Source organism: Clostridium tetani, from assembly GCF_900167265.1.
GTDB lineage: Bacteria > Bacillota > Clostridia > Clostridiales > Clostridiaceae > Clostridium_G > Clostridium_G tetani.
In genome coordinates, this window is record NZ_FUWT01000004.1 from 58,801 (window position 1) to 78,463 (window position 19,663).

Below are 19,663 nucleotides of genomic sequence, written 5' to 3' on the forward strand. Positions count from 1 at the left end.
TTATAAAAGTAGGTATGAATGTGTCCACATTTATGCCTACTTATCAAATATAAATATAAAATAAGAAAATACTTCATATATTTATAAAGAGGAAATTTCAGTCTAAATTTATTAAGGGTAAAAGGTGATAATATATGGAAAAGATATTTCATTTAGGGCTGGATATTGGTTCAACTACAGCAAAAATTGTTGTATTAGATCAAGATAAAAATATAATATATAGTATGTATGAAAGACATTTTTCTGATATAAAAAATATCGTTATAAAAATATTAAAAAATGTGAATACTAAATTTACAATAGAAGATGCCACCATAATGGTAACAGGATCTGGAGGACTTGCTGTATCGGAATGGCTTAACATACCATTTATACAAGAAGTTATTGCGTCTACAAAAGCTATAGAAAAATTAGCAAAGGAAACTGATGTAGCCATAGAACTTGGAGGGGAGGATGCAAAAATAACTTTCTTTACAGGTGGAATAGATCAGAGAATGAATGGGACATGTGCAGGAGGAACAGGAGCTTTTATTGATCAAATGGCATCACTTTTGGAAACTGATGCTATGGGATTAAATGAATTAGCAAAAAAACATAAAATAATATATCCAATTGCAGCTAGATGTGGAGTTTTTGCAAAAACGGACGTTCAACCATTATTAAATCAAGGTGCAGCTAAAGAAGATATAGCAGTATCTATATTTCAGGCTGTTGTAAATCAAACAATTAGTGGACTTGCTTGTGGAAAGGTAATAAAAGGGAATGTTGCATTTTTAGGTGGTCCTTTGCACTTTTTATCAGAGCTTAAAAATAGATTTATAAGTACATTAAATCTAAAAGATGAAGAAGTCATTGCACCTAAAAACTCAGAATTATTTGTAGCTTTAGGAGCAGCAATATCATCATTAGATAAAGATGTAGTAAATTTTAAAGAATTTATTAATAAAACAAATAATATAAAAAACTTAACTAATAAAGAAGTTCGAAATTTAGAGCCGTTATTTAGAAATAAAAAGGAATTGGAGGAATTTAGAAGTAGACATAATAAGAGCAAGATAAAAAGAAAATCCTTAGATGGATTTATTGGAAATTGTTTTTTAGGAATAGACTCAGGTTCAACTACTACTAAAATAGTATTAATAGATGAAGAAGGAAATTTACTATATTATAAATATGGAAATAATAAAGGAAATCCTTTAAAATCTACTATTGAATTCTTAAAAGAAGTATATGAGATTATACCTTCAAATGCAAAAATAGCCAGTTCAGCAGTAACAGGATATGGAGAAGCATTAATAAAGGCCGCCCTTTGTGTAGATGTAGGAGAAGTAGAAACAGTATCACATTATAAGGGAGCTCAATTTTTTTTACCAGAAGTAGATTTTATTCTAGATATAGGTGGACAGGATATGAAGTGCTTAATAATAAAAGATGGAGTTATAGATAGTATAATGCTAAATGAGGCTTGTTCATCAGGGTGTGGTTCTTTTATAGAAACTTTTGCTCATTCATTAAATATAGATGTTGAAAATTTTGCAAAGGAAGCTTTACTAGGAGAACATCCAGTAGACTTAGGATCAAGATGTACGGTGTTTATGAATTCAAAAGTTAAACAAGCTCAAAAGGAAGGAGCTAGTATTGGAGATATCTCAGCAGGTTTATCCTATTCAGTAATAAAGAATGCACTGTTTAAAGTAATTAAAATAAGAAATAAAGACGAAATAGGTAAAAACATAATAGTACAAGGAGGAACTTTTTATAACGATTCTGTTTTAAGAGCTTTTGAAATAGTTTCAGAAAGGGAAGTTGTAAGACCTGATATAGCTGGACTCATGGGAGCTTTTGGAGCGGCATTAATAGCTAAAGAAAGTTATACTAAAGGATATAAGTCTACCTTAATTAAAATGGATAAACTAAAAGAATTCACTATCAATTTATCCTTACAAAGATGCGGTAGATGTGCTAATAATTGTCTACTTACTATAAATAAATTTCCAGATGGAAAAAAATTTATATCTGGTAATAGATGTGAAAAAGGTGCAGGAAGAGAAATAAATAAAAGTAAAGCACCAAATTTATACGAGTATAAATATAATAGAATATTTAGCTATAAATCTTTAAAAAAAGAGGAAGCTTACAGAGGAATTGTTGGTATACCAAGAGTATTAAATATATATGAAAACTATCCTTTTTGGTATAGGTTTTTTACTGAATTAAAATTTAGAGTTGAGTTATCACCTAGAACCTCTAAGGACATATACAAATTAGGAATGGAAACCATTCCTTCAGAATCTGTATGTTATCCAGCTAAATTAGTTCATGGTCATATTGCTAGTTTGATAAATAAAGGTATAGATTTTATTTTCTATCCATGTATATCCCATGAACAAAAAGAAATAAAAGAGGCGACAAACCATTTTAATTGTCCAATAGTAACTTCATATCCGGAAGTTATAAAAAATAATATGGATAAATTAAGAGAAAGAAATATTAAATTTATGAAACCTTTCTTATCCTTAAATAATAAGAACAAATTAATAAAAAGATTATATGAAGAATTTAAGGAGTTTAATATAGATAGAAATGAAATAATAAATGCGGTAAATAAGGCATATGAAGAAGATAAAAAGGTAAAAGAAGACTTAAGAAATAAAGGAGAAGAGGTTTTAAAATATTTAAAAGAAAATAATAAAAAAGGCATAGTCTTAGCTGGGAGACCATACCATATTGATCCAGAGATAAACCATGGAATTCCAGAAGTTATAACATCTTATGATATAGCAGTTTTGACAGAGGATTCTGTATTTCATTTAGGAGAAGTAAAAAGACCACTAAGGGCAGTTGATCAATGGGTTTACCATTCAAGATTATATGAAGCAGCTAGTTTTGTATCAAAAGAAGAAAATATAGAACTTATACAATTAAATTCTTTTGGATGTGGTTTAGATGCAGTTACTACAGATCAAGTTGAGGATATACTTAACTCTCATGGCAAAATGTATACTCTTTTGAAAATAGACGAGGGTAGTAATTTAGGAGCTGTTAGAATAAGAATTAGATCTTTAATAGCTGCTTTAAATGAAAGGGAAAAAAGAGGGTTTAAGCCTAAAAAATTAGTAGAAGATAAACCAAGAAAGTTATTTACTAGAGAAATGAGAAAAACTCATACAATACTATGCCCTCAAATGGCTCCAATACATTTTGAATTGGTACAAGAGGCATTTAAATCTGAAGGTTACAACTTAGAAGTATTACCTTCTGTAGATAAAAAAGCTATAGATGAGGGGTTAAAGTATGTAAATAATGATGCTTGTTATCCATCTGTTATAGTTATAGGACAAATAATGGAGGCATTAAAATCCGGCAAGTATGATATTGATAAAACCGCAATTATAATTTCACAAACTGGTGGGGGGTGCAGGGCTACAAATTATATAGGATTTATAAGAAAAGCTCTAAAAGATGCAGATTTTACTCAAGTACCAGTTATCTCAGCAAATGTTGCGGGATTAGAAAGTAATCCAGGATTTAAAATAAGCCTACCACTTGCTAATAAAGGATTGATGGCTCTAGTTTATGGTGATCTTTTAATGAGAGTTATTCATAAGGTAAGACCTTATGAAAAAATTAAAGGAACAACTAATAGATTGCATGAAGAATGGATGAAAAAATGTAAAGAGAATATATCAAATGGCAATAGAAAAGAATTTAAAGATAATATTCATAAAATAGTAATGGATTTTGACCAACTAGAAGTAAAAAATATTATAAAACCTAAGATAGGTTTAGTAGGAGAAATACTTGTGAAATTTCACCCCACAGCAAACAATAATATAGTGGATATTATAGAAAAAGAAGGTGGAGAAGCTGTAATTCCAGACTTAATAGACTTTTTTATGTATTGTTCCTATAATATGAAGTATAAATATGAAAAATTATCAGGGAAAAAACTAAATGCAATCTTAGGCAAAATAGCTATAAATATAATGGAATTTTATCGAAAAGAGTTAAAACAGGCATTAGATAATAGTACAAGATTCTCAGCACCTAAGAAAATTGATAAAATAGCTAAAGGAGCTTCTAATATTTTAGACTTAGGACATCAAACAGGTGAAGGATGGTTTTTAACTGGAGAAATGGTAGAATTAATAGAATCTGGAGTTAAAAATATAGTATGCATGCAACCTTTTGCTTGTCTACCAAATCATGTAACTGGTAAGGGTATGATAAAAGAATTAAAAAGAACTTATCCAGGGGCAAACATTGTAGCTATTGATTATGACCCAGGAGCTAGTGAAGTAAACCAATTAAATAGAATAAAGTTAATGTTTTCTGTTGCTTTTGAAAATTTAAACTTTGACTCGGAGTATATGTATAAAGAGGAAAGGATAATAAAAGATTATAAAGGAACTATTGGGACAAATATATAAAATAGAAATGCTAGCAAAAATGCTAGCATTTCTATTTTATAATAAATATTTAGTTACAAAGTTTAAAAATCCAGCTATTATTATGGAGTTGGAGAAGTCTATGAGGAATGCACCAACTATAGGCAATACGAAGAAAGCCCTAGGAGCAGGTCCATATCTTTCAACAACTGCGGTCATATTTGCAATTCCGTTAGGAGTGGCTCCCATACCAAATCCACAGTTACCTGCAGCAAGTACAGCTGCATCAAAGTCTCTACCAAGAAGATTGAATGTTACAAAATAAGCAAATAGAGCCATAAATATAGTTTGAGCTACTAATATGATTAACATTGGTCCTGCAACAGCTGCAAGTTCCCATAATTTTAATCCAACTAAAGCCATGGATAAAAATACATTAAGTCCTATATTACCAAGGATGTCCATACATTTGCTATTAACATGCCATTTACCAGTTGATTCCCCAACATTAAGTATGATTGCTGCTATAATCATAGAGTTAACATAGGATGGAAGAGTAACTCCAATACTTACAAAGAATTTTTCTAAAACGGCACCAATACCTATGGAAATAAGTATTAAAGCTAAGGCTTTAAATACTTCATCATAGCTTATAGCTTCTTCTTTAGCAGTTATAGCTGCTTCTGTATCAGCTGATTCATATGCGTCTACATTAGGTTTTAAATTTCTAGACTCAATAAGTTTTTTACCAATAGGTCCTCCGATTAATGAACCCATAACTAGTCCAAAAGTTGCTGATGCCATAGCAGTAGCAGTAGCACCAACCACACCGTAGTCCTTTTCAAAGGAAGGTCCAAAGGCACCGCCTGTACCATGTCCACCTGTCATGGTTACTGAACCACAAATCATTCCAAGTAATGGGCTTTGATTAAGCACTTTAGCAAGACCTATACCAATAGCATTTTGGAATACACATAGTAAAGATGCAACAAGCCAGAAAATAAGAACCTGAATTCCACCTTTTTTGATAAGTTTGATACTAGCACCCATACCTATGGAAGTAAAGAATACCATCATGAATGGTTTTTGTAATGTAGTGTCGAGTTCTAGGGAAAGAGCCCCAGATTGTTTTAAGATAAGGTTTACAAAAGCAAAAATAAGTCCGCCAACAACAGGAGCAGGTATACAGAATTTTTCTAAAATTTGAGCTTTAGTTTTAATCCAGGCTCCAAAATAGTATACAACCACTGCTAATGCTGCTGTTTGCATCATGTCTAATTTAATTTCCATAACATAAAAAACCGCCTTTCTATGCATTTTAAAATATGTGTTAATGGACTAATCAACTAGTCTATAACACAAAATGGACTAATCGATTAGTTGACATAAATAAGAATAACATATGCATAATATAAATTCAAGAGTATTTTCAAAATTTCAAAATGTCAATATATATCTAAAGTAGTAGTTTTATTAATTAATATGAAGAAAAAAATAGGAGGTTGTCTCACTTTGAGACAACCTCCTATTTTTAATTTTTATTAAGTTTTATATATTTACTTTAGTGAAAGAAGTTTACGAAAGCAGCTATTATAAGTGAGTTGGAAACATCTATGAGGAATGCACCAACTATAGGTAGTACAAAGAAAGCTCTAGGAGCAGGTCCGTATCTTTCAACAACTGCGGTCATATTTGCAATTCCATTAGGGGTAGCTCCCATACCAAATCCACAGTGTCCTGCAGACATAACGGCAGCATCAAAGTCCCTACCAAGAAGATTGAATGTTACAAAGTAAGCAAATAGAGCCATGAATATAGTTTGGGTTATTAATATAATAAGCATTGGCCCTGCAACAGCTGCAAGTTCCCATAACTTTAATCCAACTAAAGCCATAGATAAGAATACATTAAGACCTATATTGCCAAGAATGTCTGTACACTTTTGATTAACACTCCACTTACCAGTGGATTCACCAACATTTAATATAATTGCTGCTATAATCATAGCATTAACATAGGATGGAAGAGTAACATTAATACTTACAAAGAATTTTTCTAAAATAGCACCAATACCTATGGAAACAAGTATTATAGTTAGAGTTCTAAATAATTCCTCATAATTTACCACTTCATCTTTAACACTAGCAGCTATTTCTGTATTTTTAGATTCATAAGATTCATGGGCTGATGTATTTGATTTTAGATTTTTAGATTCAATAAGTCTTTTACCAATAGGTCCTCCAATTAATGAGCCCATAACTAGTCCAAAGGTTGCTGATGCCATAGCAGTAGCAGTGGCTCCAACTATACCATATTTTTTCTCAAAATCTGGTCCAAAGGCACCACCAGTACCATGTCCACCTGTCATGGTTACTGAACCACAAAGTAGTCCAAAGAATGGGCTTTGGTCAAATACTTTGGCAAGACCTACACCAATTGCATTTTGGAATATACACAGTAAGGTTGCAATAAGCCAGAAAATAACAACTTGAAGTCCACCTTTTTTGATAAGCTCAATACTAGCACCCATACCTATGGTAGTAAAGAACACCATCATAAAAGGCTTTTGTAGTGTAGTATCAAGTTCCAAAGTTAAGGCTCCACTCTGTCTCAAGAAAAGGTTTAAAAAAGCGAAAATAAGTCCTCCAACAACAGGAGCAGGTATACAAAATCTTTCTAAAACTTGTACTTTTGTTTTAACCCAGGCTCCAAAGTAGTATATTACTACTGCCAAAGCTGCTGTTTGCATCATGTCCAATTTAATTTCCATAAATAATACCACCTTTCTATAATAATGAATGAAAAGATTTTCATTACAACTTCATTATAAATAAAGATGGGATAAAAATCAATGAGAAAATTTTAATAAATGAAATATTAATATAATAACTTTCATTTATTGCACAATATTAAGTGTGGTTAAAAAATAATATGAAAATAATATTAATTTTAGGATTAAAAGCATAAGAGAGAAACTTACAACTATACAGTAATGATAAAATATATTGTATGAATAAGTTGTAAATAAAAGAATGAAAGGTAATTAAAATAAAATTGCAAAATAAGTGTATTTTTTTGACAAAAAAGTACAGGGTTCAACAAAGAAAAATAGTATATAATTTAAAAGAAGTTAATAGACATGATACTTGAGTAATGTGACAAAAACTGATAGACTTTTATTAAAATAAAATGAAGGGAGGTGGAGAATTGTATAAAAATAAGAGAAACATTCTTATGATCTTATTTTTTTTCATTATAATAGTTATTTTTTATGGAGTATTTCAAAGTAGGCAAAATCATAATAAAAAATATGAGTATGCTGTTATAAAAGTAGCAGGAGACGACAATTTTCCACCTTTTGAATATATGGGAGATAATAAAAACTATACAGGATTTGATGTAGATATAGTAAGGGCATTATCCTTAACTTGTGGATTTGAAGTTCAATTTTACCCCATGAATTGGGAGAAAGCTTGTGAAAAACTAAAAAATGGAGAAATAGATTTAATACAGGGTATGAAGAAAATTCAAGAAAGAGAAAAGGAATACGATTTTTCTAAACCTTATTTTCAAAACAATCAATCTATTTTTATACTAAACGAAAATTTAGGTCTATATAAATATGAAGATTTAAAGGGGAAAAAGGTGGCATTACAAAAAGGCGATGTGGCTATAAATAATCTAAAAGCGTTGGGGGATGTAAATATAGTTTTTACAAAAGATCAGGAAGATGCCTTAAAAAGGTTATTAAATAAGAAAGTAGATGCTTATATTGGTAACACTCTAACTGGAGTTAACTATATTAATAAATTGGAAATAAGAGATAATATAAAAATTGTAGATGTACCCATAAATTCTACGGAATATTCTATTGCAGTGAAAAAAGGTAATGTTGAATTATTAGATATAATAAATAGAGGATTAGAAGAAATAAAAGAAAATGGAACTTATGAAACCATATATAGAAAGTGGTTTGGATATGATATGACCTATCCAAGATGGTATGTAAGAAAGGTTTTTACCTTTACTTTAATTGTCACTATTGTATCCATAATTTTATTGTTAATATTTTTTACATGGAATGATATTTTACATAAAGAAGTACAAAAGAAAACAAAAGAGCTTGAGATATTTAATAAAAGTTTAATATCTAAGAATAGTCAAATACAAGAAGAGAAAGATTTTAGAGAACAGATTCTAAATAACATATTTAATGGTATTATAACTCTTAATGAGAAAAACAAAATTATATTCATAAATAAAGCTGCTAAGGAAATTCTAAAATTGGACAAGGACTTATGTGGTGAATATTTAGAAGGTACTTATTTACAACATGTGTTTAATATAGATAATGAGTTTACAGAAACTGTAGAAAGAAAACTAGCAATAAAAGATAATAGAATAAATAATATTTATATAAAATATAGAGTGAAATTTATAAATGAGAAAGAAAACAATATAAAAGAAAAAATAATAAGCTTTAGGGATATAACAGAAGAAAAAGCTATGGAAGAAAACATAAGAACTAGGGATAAGATGCATTCCTTAGGAACTTTGGTATCTGGTATAGCTCATGAAATAAGAAATCCTTTAACCTCTATAAAGATGTATACAGAACTTATTCCTATAAAATATGATAGTGCTAAATTCAGGGAAAGAATTTCTAAGGATATACCTTTGGAAATAGATAGATTAAATGAAATTATAAAGGATCTTTTAGAATATTCTAAGCCAAGAAAACCTTTCAAAGAAGATATTAATTTATTAGATGAATTAAATAGAATAACCATATTTTTGCTGGATAAATTAAAAAAAAATAGAGTTAATATGTATATAAATATAGAAAGCAATATATATGTGTATATGGATAAGAATCATTTTAAGCAGGTTATAATAAATTTACTTATAAATGCAATAGAGAGTATAGATAAAGAAGTGGGGCAAATAAATATATATTCTATATTAAAGGATGAAAAAATATTTTTATACATTAAAGATAATGGTTGTGGAATAGAAGAGGAAGAGATGAGTAAATTATTTAATCCATTTTACACTAATAAGTCAGAAGGTACAGGACTGGGGTTATTTGTAAGCTATCAACTTTTAACAGAAAATAACGTTAAAATAAATATGAGGAGCAAAAAAGAATTAGGAAGTACATTTATATTAGAATTTGGGGGGATTAGGAGTGATGATAATTGTATAAATTAATGATAGTGGACGATGAAGCTACCATAAGAAGATCCTTAGAATTTGCTCTAGAAGATAACTATAATATATTTTCTTGTGACAACAAAAATGATGTATTACATTTATTAATAAAGGAAAATATAGATATAATTTTATTGGATTTAAGATTAGGTACAGAAGATGGTTTGGAAATACTAAAGGAAATAAAGAAAATAAAAAAAGAAACTATAGTGATTATTATGACAGCTTATGGAACTATAGAATCTTCTGTACAAGCTATGAAATTAGGTGCTTTTTATTATGTAACTAAACCAATTAATATAGAAGAACTTAGTTTATTTCTAAGCAAAGTAAATGAATATATAAATCTAAATTCTCAAATAAAATATTTAAGCAGCCAAATAGAGGTTTCTAATTCTAGATATGATATTATAGGAAATTCAAAGGAAATGAACAAGATATTTGAACTTATAGATAGAGTGAAGGATATAGATGTTAATGTACTTATAACTGGAGAAAGTGGTACGGGAAAGGAATTAGTTGCTAAGGCTATACATTTTAATGGAAATAGAAAAGAAGGTCCTTTTAATGCTATAAATTGTTCAGCAATTCCAAGTAATTTGTTAGAAAGTGAATTATTTGGTCATAAAAAGGGAGCTTTTACTGGAGCAGTAGAAGATAAAAAAGGTATAATTGAACTATCTCAAAAGGGAACATTGTTTTTAGATGAAATAGGGGATATGGACATAAATTTACAAACTAAACTTTTAAGAGTTTTACAGGATAAGGAGATAAGACCTATAGGGTCTAGTTCATCAATAAATGTAGACTTTAGATTTATAGCAGCTACTAATAAAAATTTAATAGAAGAAATAGAAAAAAATAATTTTAGACAAGATTTGTTTTATAGAATAAATGTTATAAATATAGAATTGCCACCATTAAGGCAGAGAAAAGACGATATTGCTAAATTAATAGAATACTTTATAAAAAAGTATAAATTAAAATTAGAAAAAGATATAAAAGGAATAACTGGGGATGCTTTAGATAGCCTTGAGAAATATAAATATCATGGAAATGTTAGAGAACTACAAAATATTATAGAAAGGGCAATAGTGCTTACAGAAGACAATTATATAAAAAAAGAAGATTTACCTGAGGAGATATTTCAAAACAGAAATATTGATAGAGAAAAAGATGATTTAATTCCTATATATATAGGAGAAGACTTTAAAACCATAGAAAAAAAGGTTATAGAATATAATCTAAAACATTTCCATGGAAATAGGAGAAAAACAGCTGAAATTCTGAAGATAGGTGAAAGAACTTTAAGGTATAAAATAAAGGGCTACAATATAAACTAAAGCGAAGGAGTTGTTGCGTCTATAAAAATAAAAATGAAAAAATATAAAAATTTCAGAATATATTTGAAATGTAGACGTTTTAAAGACGAAGCTAGTATATAATTTAAAGTAATCAATGACATCACAATCGTGGTGATATAAATTTAGATTATTAAAAATAAATATAATTGTATATAAATTAAGGAGGGCTTTAAATGATTACAAATTTTGATATTTCAGAAGGAATGATAATAAAATTAGATGATTATTTACCACCAATGCCTAAGTTTGAAAAAGGCATAAGAAGAGCACCAAATAGAGGTTTTCACTTAACTAAGTCTCAAACAGAAGTAGCTTTGAAAAATGCATTAAGATACATACCAGAAAAATACCATGAAGAATTAATACCAGAATTCTTAGAAGAGTTAACAACTAAAGGAAGAATATATGGTTATAGATTTAGACCAGAAGGAAAAATATATGGAAAGCCAATAGATGAATATAAAGGAAAGTGTATAGAAGGAAAAGCATTCCAAGTTATGATAGATAATAACTTAGATTTTGATGTTGCATTATATCCATATGAACTAGTTACCTATGGTGAAACGGGAAGTGTATGTCAAAACTGGATGCAATACAGATTAATAAAAAAATATTTAGAAGAAATAACTCAAGATCAAACTTTAGTAATTGAATCAGGACATCCACTAGGATTATTTAAATCTAAACCAGATGCTCCAAGAGTAATTATAACTAATGCTTTAATGATAGGTATGTTTGACAACTTAAAGGATTGGGAAGTTGCAGAAGAAATGGGAGTTGCAAACTATGGTCAAATGACAGCTGGAGGATGGATGTACATAGGACCTCAAGGAATTGTCCACGGAACGTATAACACAGTATTAAATGCTGGAAGATCAAAATTAGGAATACCTAATGATGGAGATTTAGGTGGAAGACTATTTGTAACATCTGGATTAGGCGGAATGAGCGGAGCTCAAGGTAAAGCTGCTGAAATAGCAAATGCAGTAGCTATTGTTGCAGAAGTAGACAAATCAAGAATTGATACAAGATTAGAACAAGGTTGGATAAGAAAGTGGTCTGCTGATGTAAAAGAAGTAGTTGAATTAGCTCAAAAATCCTTAGAGAAAAAAGAGGCTATGTCCATTGCTTATCACGGAAATATAGTAGATTTACTTCAATATATGGTTGACAATAATATCCACATAGATCTTTTATCAGATCAAACTTCATGTCATAATGTATATGAAGGGGGATATTGTCCAGAAGGAATTACTTTTGAAGAAAGAACAAGACTACTAGCAGAAGACCCTGATAAGTTTAGAGAATTAGTAGATAAAACTTTAGTACATCATTTTGAAGTTATTAAAAAATTAACTGACAGAGGAGTCTATTTCTTTGACTATGGAAATTCATTTATGAAAGCTATGTACGACGCTGGAGTAAAAGAAATATCCAAAAATGGAATAGATGAAAAAGATGGATTTATTTGGCCATCTTATGTTGAAGATATAATGGGACCATTATTATTTGACTATGGATATGGACCATTTAGATGGGTTTGTTTAAGTGGAAAGAGAGAAGATTTAATAAAGACAGACCATGCAGCTATGTCATGCATAGATCCAAACAGAAGATATCAGGATAGAGATAACTATAATTGGATAAGAGACGCTGAAGAAAATGGAATGGTTGTTGGTACAGAAGCTAGAATATTGTATCAAGATGCTATGGGAAGAGTTAATATAGCACTTAAATTTAATGATATGGTTAGAAAGGGAGAAGTAGGACCTATAATGTTAGGAAGAGATCACCATGACGTTTCAGGAACAGATTCACCTTTCAGAGAAACATCTAATATAAAAGATGGAAGTAATGTTATGGCAGATATGGCTGTTCAATGTTATGCAGGAAATGCAGCTAGAGGAATGAGTTTAATTGCTCTTCATAATGGTGGAGGAGTTGGAATAGGTAAATCCATAAATGGTGGATTTGGTTTAGTGTTAGATGGAAGTAAAAGAGTAGATGAAATAATTAAATCAGCTATGGCTTGGGACGTTATGGGTGGAGTTGCTAGACGTTCTTGGGCTAGAAATGAAAATTCCATAGAAACAGTATTAGAATACAATAAAAATAACGTAGGAACTGACCATATAACTATACCATATATAGCAGATGAAGATCTTGTAAAGGAAGCCGTAGAAAAAGTATTTAAATAATTGGTATATAATTAAATAAAACTTTGCAGTAAGAAAAATTCTTACTGCAAAGTTTAAAATTATCTACAAAAATAAATTAAAGAAGGTGATATTATGAAAAAAGGAAATGTTATAATAAAAAATGCTTCTCAAGTTATAACTTGTAGTGGTTTTGAAGGTAAATTTGGTAAGGATATGAATAATATTAATGTAATAGAAAATGCATCTGTAGTAGTTGAAGATGGTATTATAAAAGAAATAGGAAGTTTAGAAGATATTCTAAAAAAATATAATGAAAAACACTTTGAAATAGTAGATGCTTCAAATAAAGCAGTACTTCCTGGATTTGTAGATTCTCATACACATTTTGTATTTGGTGGCTTTAGAGCAGAAGAATTTTCCTGGAGACTAAATGGAGAAAGTTATATGGACATTATGAACAAAGGCGGAGGAATCGTAAATTCAGTAAGGGGAACTAGAGAAGCTACCGAAGATGAATTATATGAAAGTGCTAAAAAAAGACTAGATTCTATGATTCACTTTGGAGTTACCACAGTAGAAGGTAAAAGTGGATATGGTTTAGATTATGAAACTGAATTAAAACAATTAAGAGTAATGGATAGACTGCAAAAAGATCATTCAATAGATATTTGTAAAACTTTCATGGGTGCTCACGCAACTCCTGAAGAATATAGAGGTAGAAATGAAGAATACATTAATTTTATAATAGAAGATGTTTTACCAAAGGTTGCAGAAGAAAAATTAGCAGAGTTTTGTGATGTTTTTTGTGAAGAGGGAGTATTTTCTGTAGAAGAATCAAGAAAGATACTATTAAAAGCTAAAGAACTAGGAATGAAAATTAAGCTTCATGCAGATGAAATAGTTCAATTAGGTGGAGCAGAGTTAGCAGCAGAATTAGGAGCTACATCAGCAGATCATTTACTTCATGCATCAGATGAAGGGATAAAAGCTATGGCAGATAAAAAAGTTATAGCCACTTTATTACCTACTACTGCTTTTTGTTTAAAAGAGCCTTTTGCAAGAGCAAGAATGATGATAGATAAAGGAGGAGCTGTTGCATTAGGTACAGATTTTAATCCTGGTAGTGGATTTACTAATTCCATACCTCTTATGTTTGCTTTAGCTACAATCTATATGGATATGAGTATAGAAGAAGCTATTAGTGCTATGACTATAAATGGGGCTGCTGCAATAGGAAGGGCAGAAACTATTGGAAGTATAGATAAAGGTAAAAAAGGCGATTTAGTAATATTAGAATATCCATCCTATAAATTCTTACCATATAATACTGGAGTTAATATAGTGGAAACGGTTATAAAAGATGGAAATATAGTATATAAAAAATCATATTAATTTTATATGAAAAAAGAGGTTATCTCATAGCGGTGGGATAACCTCTTTTATATTTTTATAATATTGAAAAATCATATTTATAAAAATATTTTAATTTTAGTGAAAATGTATTATAATTTATACAGAGGTATTTATAATAGAATAGGAGGGGAAGAATGTCAAAAGTTTATGTTAAATTATTTGGAACTCCTGTAGTGACAGAAGATGAAAAAGAAGTACACTTTCCCTATGGTAAAGTAAAGGCACTTTTTTATTACATTGCTGTTAATAAAAAAGCTACGAGAGATGAATTGGCAACATTATTATGGACAGAGGAAAATGATAGTGTTGCAAAGAAAAATTTGAGAAATGCTATATATCAAATAAAGAAATCCTTTAAAAGAGAAGTTATTCTTTCACCAGGCAACTCTGTTGTTATGTTAAATAATAAGTTAGATATTCACATAGATATAGATTTGTTTTTAAAAGATGAAGAAAAGTGTATAGATGTATATAAGGGAGATTTTTTAAAAGGATTTTATGTAAAAAATGCTGAAGGATTTGAAGAGTGGACCTTTAAAACCAGGGAAAATTATAAAACTGCCTATAAGGAAAAGATACAAAATAAAATAAATAATTTAGATAGCAAAGACAGCAAAATAGAAAAGTATGCAAAATTGTTAACGCTTACAGATGAATTTAATGAAGAACCCTATAGAATACTCATGAAATACTATAAAGAAACAGGAAGTTTAAATAAAGTGATAGAGACATATAATGGGCTATCTCAACTTTTAAAAAAGGAATTGGGAATACTACCTAGTGGAAAATCTAAGGAAATATTTGATGATGCTATGAGTTCTATTAGTAGTAGTAAAAGTGATTCAGAAAGTTTAAATGGGTTTTTCTATGGAAGATGTGAAGAATTAGGTCTTCTCCAAAATAATCATAATAAATTTATAAATGAAAGTAATGGAAAGTCAATAGTAATAACGGGGGAAGCTGGTATAGGAAAGAGTAGGTTAAAGGAAAAGTTTTTAGATAATATAAATAAAGATGAGTTTTATATATTTGAAGCTAATTGCTATCAAGTAGAAAAACAGTACATATTAAAGCCTTGGAATGTAATTATATCAAAAATTTATGACACTATACTAGACAACAAAGTGAGTATCCCATCTATATGGCAGAATATATTAGAAAAATTATTCCCAGAATTAATAAGAGGAGAAAATATTTTAAATGTTAAGTTGTTAGAGAATATAGACTCATTTAAATATGATATTTTAGAGGATATATTGCTAGACATTTTAAAAAAGATATCTGTCAATAAAAAAGTTATTTTTATATTTGAAGATATACAATGGATGGATAATATGAGTTTGTCATTATTAAGTAGTTTAATTCTTCATGAAGAAAAAAATAATATAATGTTTTTAGCTACTTATAGAAATGAGCATAATGAAGACGTTGAAAAGGTTTTATCTACTTTAGGAAAATATAATAAATTAAAATATATTAACTTAGAAAGATTTAATAATAAAGATGTAAAGAATTTCATTGGAAAAGCATTACCTAAAAAGGATTTTTCTAACGAAGTTATAAAAAAAATTTATGAGGAAACAGAGGGGAATACTTTTTTCTTAGTAGAATATTTAAATTCAATAAAAGACAATAAAAATATTAATATAATGTCTTCTAAAATGAAAGATGTGTTAAGAAGTAGATTTATATATATTTCAGAAGAAGCTATAGAGCTATTAAATGTAATATCCCTATTTTTCGATGAGGCACCTATACATATATTAAAAGAGTTATTAGGAAAAGATGAATTAGAAATTATAGATATAATAGAAAAGCTTCAAAATAAATTTATACTATCGGAAGTAAAAGGGTTAGGTAATATAGGTTTTAAATTTACACATCAAAAATTAAGAGAGTACATATATGTGAAACAGTCCGAAATAAGAAGGAAAGTCTTACATAATAAAGTTGGCAACATAATAGAAAAAGAAATAAAAAATGAAAAAGCAGATATAGATTTATACCATAAACTTATATATCATTATTCTAATGGTGAAAATAAAACAAAAGTATTATTTTATAAAATAAAGAGTTTAAATTATTATTTAAGTTTTAGCCATGAACTATTTCCTATATTAACAAATACAGATAAAGAAGCTTATAAATATGCTTATTTTAGTACACAGCAAACTACAAAAAGTTTAAAAGAAATAGAAAAGTTATTAAAGGATATAAAAAAGGAATCTAAAGGAGAACAGGAAATAGAAAAATTAGAAATGTCCTATCTTCATATTAAAGGAAGATACTTAATTAGAGGTGGAGAATATGACATTGGCACAAGTTGTATAGCAGAGATGATAAAAAAAGCTTTAGCTATAAAAGATAAGGACTATGCCCTAGAAGGATATAAACAGATGATTTATTTTTGTATACAGACCAATAATACAGATTTAATGTTAAAATATATTGATTTAGCCTTAGATTTAGCTGTAGAATGTAATTATCATAAAGAAATAGGCATTCTTTTAAGATTAAAGGGACTATATAAAACTATGTGCGGAGAGTATGAAGAAGCAGAACGTTTCTTAAATGAATCAATATCTATTTTTAATGTTACTGAACAAGTAGCAAATAAATATTCTCTTAATATAGCTGCAGCCTATAATTATATTGGAGAAATTAGAAGATTTAATAAAAAGTTTTCTAAAGCATTAGAGTACTATGATAAGGCAATAAAAATTTGTGAAGATAAAAATGCTTTAAGTAGTTTAGTTGTGTTTAATATAAATGCAGGACAAGCAGCCTTTGATATGTTAGAATATACTAAAGCTAAAGAATATTTTAAAAAGGCTTATGATTTATATGAAAAATTTGATTCAGTTTGGAAAAAATCCATATTAGAATCATTTATGACCTTAATATATATAGAGGAAGGGAATTATAATAAGGCTCTAGAATCACTAAAAAGTGCAGACATTAATTCAAATAGAATGAAAAACCCTCATGAAATCGGCACAGTTTATAAGACTAAAGCTACAGTAAAAAGATATATGGAAAAAAATGCTGAAATAGAAAAAGTATTTAATAATAATCTTCAGGAAGATTTTGATTACTATTATAATGAGGCTATTAAATTTTTAAAGGAATCAAAAATCGACTACGAAATAGAAAGTATAAAAAATCTATAAAATTATCAAAATACAAAGAGTGTAACCGAATTCAGTTATACTCTTTGTATTTTAACAAAGATAAGTTCATAGACGTTTTATTGACGATAATATAAATAGTATTTTAAGCTATATATAGTTCAAAATACTACATAAAACGTAGAAAGTGTTATCTATGCTTGTATTGATTATATATAAGATAGGATGTTGCCAAAGAAGATAAATAATATTATACTTTGAAAATATTTTGAAAAGAATAAATTAAAAAAAATTTACAAAATTCAAAATAGACTATTAGTTGACGAAGTTGTGATAATATTATTATAGATATAAAAATATTTGTATTGGAGGTAGTAACATGAAAAATATAAAAGAAGTTATATTAACAGGAAATGACTTAACTCTTGAGGAATTAGTGTTAGTAGCAAGAGAAGGATATAAAGTAGCTTTAAGTGAAGAAGCTAAGGATAGCGTATTAGAATCAAGAAAGATTATTGATGATATAGTTGAAAATGAAAAGGTGGTATATGGAGTAACTACAGGATTTGGTGAATTTTGTAATGTAAGTATATCAAAAGAAGATTGTAAAACATTACAAGAAAATCTTATCCGTTCACATGCTTGTGGATATGGACCAAAATTCTCTACAGATATAGTAAGAGCTATAATGCTTACAAGAGCAAATGCATTATCAAAGGGATATTCAGGAATAAGAATAGGAACTTTAAATACATTAATAGAAATGTTAAATGCAGGGGTGCATCCACAAATACATGAAAAGGGATCATTAGGAGCATCAGGAGACTTAGCACCACTTGCTCACATGGTTCTACCAATGCTTGGACTTGGGGAAGCTGAATACAAAGGCGAAATAATGTCTGGTAAAGAAGCTATGGATAAAGCAGGAATTCCTATAATAGAGTTAGATGCTAAAGAAGGTTTAGCATTAATAAATGGAACTCAAGTATTAACAGCAACAGGAGCACTAGCTGTATATGATGCTATAGAATTATTAAAGGTTGGAGATATTGCAGCAGCATTAACTATAGAAGCATTAAGAGGAATAAAAGATGCATTTGATCCTAGACTTCACGTAATAAGAGCACACGAAGGACAAATGGCTACAGCAAGAAATATATTAAAATTAATTGAAGGAAGTACTTATGTAACTAGACAAGGAGAATTAAGAGTACAAGATGCTTATTCATTAAGATGTGTACCACAAATCCATGGTGCTAGTAAAGACACTATTGATTTTGTAAAAGAAAAAGTTGAAATAGAAATAAACTCGGTTACAGATAATCCAATAGTAACAAGAGAAGGAGATGTAATCTCTGGAGGTAACTTCCACGGAGAGCCAATGGCACAACCATTTGACTTCTTAGGAATTGGAGCAGCAGAAATTGCCAATGTATCAGAAAGAAGACTAGAAAGATTAATAAATCATCAATTAAATGATTTACCAGCTTTCTTAGCAAAACATGGTGGATTGAACTCAGGATTTATGATTACTCAATATGCAGCGGCAGCTTTAGTATCAGAAAATAAAGTTCTTGCTCACCCAGCGTCAGTAGATTCTATCCCATCTTCAGCAAACCAAGAAGACTTGGTAAGTATGGGAACAATAGCAGCAAGAAAAGCAAGAGATATAGTTGACAATGCAAAAAGAGTATTGGCAACAGAATTAATGGCAGCATGCCAAGCAATAGATTTTAGAGCTGACAAAGGTTTCGAATTAGGAAAGGGAACTAAAGAAGCATATAAAGTAATAAGAGAAGCTATAGACTTTATAGAATATGATACTGATATACAAATGTATAAAGAATTAGATAAAGCTACAGAACTAATAACTAATGGAAAATTACTAGAAGCTGTTGAAAAAGCAGTTGAATTAGAACATTAATTTTTAATATTATATATTGATTTTTATTAATTTATTACACACTACTCTAAGAATTCTTAAATGTCTTGAAGTAGTG

9 protein-coding genes are annotated in these 19,663 nt (G+C 29.0%); 7 read left to right on the forward strand and 2 right to left on the reverse strand.

Features of this window, described 5'->3' with window-relative positions:
• Positions 1-134: 134 nt before the first annotated feature.
• Positions 135-4,430 carry a 2-hydroxyacyl-CoA dehydratase gene (locus B5D21_RS03815; RefSeq protein WP_011100462.1) on the forward strand — a complete coding sequence of 1,432 codons (4,296 nt, stop codon included), beginning with the start codon at positions 135-137 and terminating at the stop codon, positions 4,428-4,430.
• Positions 4,431-4,466: 36 nt separating this feature from the next.
• On the opposite strand, the gene gltS (B5D21_RS03820) is transcribed toward B5D21_RS03815, so the two are convergent.
• Positions 4,467-5,678 carry a sodium/glutamate symporter gene (gene gltS, locus B5D21_RS03820; RefSeq protein ID WP_035108921.1) on the reverse strand — a complete coding sequence of 404 codons (1,212 nt, stop codon included), beginning with the start codon at positions 5,676-5,678 and terminating at the stop codon, positions 4,467-4,469.
• A gap of 271 nt (positions 5,679-5,949) precedes the next feature.
• Positions 5,950-7,158, reverse strand: coding sequence for a sodium/glutamate symporter (gltS, locus tag B5D21_RS03825; protein WP_035108922.1), 1,209 nt, complete (start codon positions 7,156-7,158; stop codon positions 5,950-5,952).
• A 437-nt stretch (positions 7,159-7,595) separates the two neighbouring features.
• Between gltS (B5D21_RS03825) and B5D21_RS03830 the strand changes: the two genes are divergently transcribed.
• The 6 genes from B5D21_RS03830 to hutH all read left to right on the forward strand — a co-directional run bounded on the left by B5D21_RS03830 (position 7,596) and on the right by hutH (position 19,587).
• Positions 7,596-9,599, forward strand: a complete 2,004-nt coding sequence (locus B5D21_RS03830) for a transporter substrate-binding domain-containing protein (RefSeq protein WP_035108923.1) — start codon at positions 7,596-7,598, stop codon at positions 9,597-9,599.
• Positions 9,587-10,942: a sigma-54-dependent transcriptional regulator gene (locus B5D21_RS03835; protein WP_011100459.1), complete on the forward strand. Its 1,356-nt coding sequence runs from the start codon at positions 9,587-9,589 to the stop codon at positions 10,940-10,942. The genes B5D21_RS03830 and B5D21_RS03835 overlap by 13 nt, the downstream gene beginning before the upstream one ends.
• A gap of 194 nt (positions 10,943-11,136) precedes the next feature.
• A complete protein-coding gene (locus tag B5D21_RS03840; protein WP_011100458.1) occupies positions 11,137-13,161 on the forward strand; it encodes a urocanate hydratase in 2,025 nt (674 codons plus the stop codon).
• A 93-nt stretch (positions 13,162-13,254) separates the two neighbouring features.
• A complete protein-coding gene (gene hutI / locus B5D21_RS03845; protein WP_011100457.1) occupies positions 13,255-14,514 on the forward strand; it encodes an imidazolonepropionase in 1,260 nt (419 codons plus the stop codon).
• Positions 14,515-14,669: 155 nt separating this feature from the next.
• Positions 14,670-17,705: an ATP-binding protein gene (locus B5D21_RS03850; RefSeq protein WP_011100456.1), complete on the forward strand. Its 3,036-nt coding sequence runs from the start codon at positions 14,670-14,672 to the stop codon at positions 17,703-17,705.
• 337 nt (positions 17,706-18,042) lie between these two features.
• Positions 18,043-19,587, forward strand: a complete 1,545-nt coding sequence (gene hutH, locus B5D21_RS03855) for a histidine ammonia-lyase (RefSeq protein WP_011100455.1) — start codon at positions 18,043-18,045, stop codon at positions 19,585-19,587.
• Positions 19,588-19,663: the final 76 nt, after the last annotated feature.